The organism is Streptomyces sp. S6 (assembly GCF_054880855.1).
The window spans coordinates 1-3,834 of record NZ_JBTYMC010000458.1 but is presented as its reverse complement, the minus strand read 5'-3'; the positions used below and the strand labels follow the sequence as shown (position 1 = coordinate 3,834).

General features: G+C 72.7%; 5 protein-coding genes. 4 read left to right on the top strand and 1 reads right to left on the bottom strand.

Annotated features, from left to right (window positions below):
- The first annotated feature begins 19 nt into the window (after window positions 1-19).
- From ACVNF4_RS33550 to ACVNF4_RS33535, 4 genes are read left to right on the top strand one after another with little or no spacing between them, the layout of a single operon-like run.
- Complete coding sequence (locus ACVNF4_RS33550) at window positions 20-382, top strand: DUF742 domain-containing protein (protein ID WP_461806647.1); 363 nt, start codon at window positions 20-22, stop codon at window positions 380-382.
- On the top strand, window positions 357-953 hold the full coding sequence (locus ACVNF4_RS33545) for a GTP-binding protein (RefSeq protein ID WP_461806646.1): 597 nt from the start codon (window positions 357-359) through the stop codon (window positions 951-953). The genes ACVNF4_RS33550 and ACVNF4_RS33545 overlap by 26 nt, the downstream gene beginning before the upstream one ends.
- Entirely contained in the window at window positions 950-2,188 is a 1,239-nt protein-coding gene (locus ACVNF4_RS33540) for a cytochrome P450 family protein (protein WP_461806645.1), read from the top strand. Before ACVNF4_RS33545 ends, ACVNF4_RS33540 begins: the two co-directional genes overlap by 4 nt.
- On the top strand, window positions 2,185-3,396 hold the full coding sequence (locus ACVNF4_RS33535) for a cytochrome P450 family protein (RefSeq protein ID WP_461806644.1): 1,212 nt from the start codon (window positions 2,185-2,187) through the stop codon (window positions 3,394-3,396). Before ACVNF4_RS33540 ends, ACVNF4_RS33535 begins: the two co-directional genes overlap by 4 nt.
- Before the next feature lie 107 nt (window positions 3,397-3,503).
- On the opposite strand, the gene ACVNF4_RS33530 is transcribed toward ACVNF4_RS33535, so the two are convergent.
- Window positions 3,504-3,834, bottom strand: a 331-nt coding sequence (locus ACVNF4_RS33530) for a helix-turn-helix domain-containing protein (RefSeq protein ID WP_461806643.1), incomplete at its 5' end; no start/stop codon positions are given.

Genomic DNA, 3,834 nt, shown 5'->3' with positions numbered 1-3,834 from the left:
CCGACGACGCCGGACCCGCGTGACGGGGCGCCCGGCCGGCCGGCCGCTGGTGCCGGCGTATCTGTCGACGGGCGGGGTGGCCCGTCCGAGCCGGCCCCGTCTTGAGCGGCTCACCGTCCTGGCCCGTGATCCCGTGACCGTCCGCCCCGAGGGCCTGTCGGCGGCCGAACTCGCCGTGCTGGACGCGCTGTCCGGGGGCGCGCTCGCGCTCGTCGAGGTGGCGGCGGTGCTCAGGCTGCCGGTGTCGGCGGTCCGGGTGCTGATCGCCGGTCTGCTGGACAAGGAGCTGTTGCTGGCCCGCGCCCCGGTGGCGTCGGCCGCGCACTACGACCCCGATCTGCTGAAGAGAGTGGCCGATGGCCTCCGCGCCCTCAAGCGTTAGTCCCCCGCATCTCCCGGACACCGCACAGGAGTTGGTGAAGATCCTGGTCGCGGGCCCGTTCGGGGTCGGCAAGACCACCCTCATCGACTCCGTCTCGGAGATCACCCCGCTGCACACCGAGGAGCGGCTCACCGAGGCGTCGGCGCACGTCGACGACCTGGCGGGGGTGCGGGAGAAGTCGACGACGACGGTCGCGATCGACTTCGGCCGCGTCAGCCTGCCCGGCGGTGTCGTCCTGTATCTGTTCGGCACGCCCGGCCAGGAGCGGTTCCGGGAGCTGTGGGAGGACATCTCGTACGGGGCGCTGGGCGCGCTGGTGCTGGTGGACAGCCGCCGTATCGGGGCGTCGTTCGACGTGCTGGGGCTGGTCGAGGACAGCGGGCTGCCGTACGCGGTGGCGATCAACGCGTTCCCGGACTCGCCGCGCCACCACACGCACGAGCGGCTCAGGCGGGCGCTGGACCTGGAGGCGGACACGCCGATGGTGACGTGCGACGCGCGCGACGCGAACTCGTCCGTGGACGCGCTGCTGGCGCTCGTCGACCATCTCGTCGCGAGGGGGACCCGGTGACCGCCTACCCTCCGGACCAGCGCGACTTCTCCCGTTCCGCCCCGGTGCGGCTGTGGGAGGAGGACTTCGCGGCGGACCCCCACCGCTACTATGCGGCGCTGCGCGCCCAGGGCCCGGTCGGCTGGGCCGAACTGGCGCCGGGGATCCCGGCGTTCGTGGTGACGGACCGGCGGGCGGCGCTCGCGGTGCTGCACGACGACGAGACGTTCTCGCACGACCCGCGCGCCTGGGAGGAGACCGTGCCGGTGGACGCGCCGGTACTGGGGATGATGCGGTGGCGGCCCAACGCCCTGTTCGCGGACGGCGCCGAGCACCTGCGTTACCGCAGAACCCTCCTCGACGTGTTCGACCTGGTCGAGCCGCACGACCTGCGGGCCCGGGTGCACCGGGCGGTGCGGCTCGTGGTGGGCCGGATCGGGCCGCGCGGCGAGGCGGACCTGGTGGAGGAGTTCGCGCGTCCGCTGCTGGCGCTGGTCTTCAACGACCTGTTCGGGCTGCCCGACAGCCAGGGCGAGCGGCTGCACCGGGGGCTGGCGCGGATGATGGAGGGCGGCGCCGAGGCGCGGGCCGGTGAGGCGGAGTACGCGGGGTACGTCCTGGACCTGGTCGCGGCGAAGGCCGAGCGGCCGGGCGAGGACCTGCCGAGCCGGCTGTTGGAGCATCCCCTCGGGCTGAGCGGCGAGGAGGTCACCTGGCAGGTATTCCTCACGCTCGGCGCGGGTTTCGAGCCGACGTCGAACCTGGTCTCCAACACCCTCTCGCGGATCCTCGGCAACGACCTGTACTACTCGACGCTCACCAGCGGCGCCCGTCCGGTGATGGACGCGGTGGTGGAGGTGCTGCACCACGAGACGCCGCTGGCGAACTACGGGATCTACTACGCGCGCGAGCCGGTCGCCTTCCACGGGGTGTGGCTGCCGGAGACGGTCCCGGTGGTGGTGTCGTACGGCGGGCTCGGGCACTTCGCGGAGCGTGAGGCGACGGGCGGGCGGCATCCGTCGGACGCCTCGCACCTGTCGTGGGGCGCGGGTCCGCACGCCTGCCCGGTGCGCCACCACGCGCTGCTCATCGTCACCGAGGCCATCGAGCGGCTCATGCAGTGGCTGCCGGATCTCGAACCGGTGCTGCCGCGTGAGCGGCTCACCTGGCGGCCGGGCCCGTTCCACCGTTCCCTCAGGGCCCTGCCCGTCCGTTTCACCCCGCGTGTCCCCGACCATCCTGGAGATCCCACGTGACCGTGACCGACCGCATCCCGCTCGACCCGTTCGGCGCCGACATCCCCGCCGAGTCGGCCCGGTTACGCGCCCTGGGTCCGATCGTGCCGGTGGAGCTGCCCGGCGGGATCCCAGCGTGGGCGCCGACCGGGTACGACACGTTGAAGGAGCTGATCCTCGACCCGAGGGTCAGCAAGGACCCGCGCCGGCACTGGCGGCTGTGGCCCGAGGTGCCCGAGCACCCGTCCTGGGGGTGGGTCCTCGGCTGGGTCGGCGTCGTCAACATGCTCTCGACGTACGGCGAGGACCACACCCGGCTGCGCAGGCTGGTCGCCCCGAGCTTCACCGCCCGGCGCACGGAGTCGCTGCGCCCGCGCGTCGAGGCGGTGACGACGGAGCTGTTGGACGCCCTCGACGGCGACACCGCCGAGCTGCGGACCGCGCTCGCGCATCCCCTGCCGCTGCGGATCATCTGCGAACTCTTCGGTGTCCCCGAGGACCTGCGGGGCGCGACGGCGGCGCTCATAGCGGCGATCATGGACACCTCCGACCCCTCCCCCGAGCACGCGGCGTTCGTCCAGGAGCAGATCGGCGCGGTCCTCGGCACGCTCATCGCCCGCAAGCGTCAGGAGCCGGGCGACGACATGACGACCGAGCTGATCCGGGTGCGGGACGAGGACGGCGACCGGCTCAGCGACGAGGAGCTGCTGTACACGCTGCTGCTGGTGATCGGCGCGGGTTTCGAGACGACCGTGAACCTGATCGGCAACGCGGTCGTGGCACTCCTCAGGCGCCCGGAGCAGCTCGCGGCCGTGCGCGCCGGTGACCTCTCCTGGGACGCGGTGCTGGACGAGACGCTGCGCGCGCACCCGTCGATCGCGTCGCTGCCGCTCAGGTTCGCGGTGGAGGACCTGACAGTCGGCGGGGTGACGGTCCCTGCGGGCGACGCGATCCTGACGACGTACGCGGCGGCCGGCGTCGATCCCGCGCGCTACGGCGACGACGCGGACGTCTTCGACGCGGCGCGCGGCGTGGACGACCATCTGGCGTTCGGGATCGGTGTGCACCGCTGCGTCGGAGCGCCGCTGGCCCGCATGGAGGCGTCGTACGCGCTGGCCGCCCTGTTCGAGCGGTTCCCGGAACTCGCCCTGGAGAAGGATGAGTTGGCGCAGGTGCCGTCGTTCATCGCGTTCGGGTGGCAGGAGATCCCGGTGCGGCTGAAGGGCTGACGCGAACGGGGTGCGACCGGTCCCCCGTACTGGTCGCACCCCGAGTCCGCTCCGAACGTACGGGAACACGGCCGGTGGTGTGTATCGCACGGGTGCCCGGCTATGGCTCACCTGTGCACAGGACTGCCCGGTTCGCCCCCGTTCATCGGGGTTGTGATGTCGCCGGTGGCGAGGTGGGCGAGGACGACTTCGTACAGGTCCGCGCCAGGGGTGAGGAGCTGGCGTTCCAGGACGGGTTCGGCGCTGCGGACGTGGTCACGGACGGTCTGCGGGTGGATGCCGAGGGCGTCGGCGGCGCGTTCCGCGTTGCCCTGGGCGGCGATCCAGGCGCGCAGGGTGCCGCGCAGGTCGCGGGGGTATACGCGCCGGGGTTCCCCGTCACCGTCTCCCACACCTGCTCCGGCGTGGCGTCCACCTCGAACTCGCGGACGATCTCGA

Bases quoted from the DNA above. Each gene is read 5' to 3' on its own strand.
- ACVNF4_RS33545 (WP_461806646.1), top strand. From the start codon at position 357: ATGGCCTCCGCGCCCTCAAGCGTTAGTCCCCCGCATCTCCCGGACACC.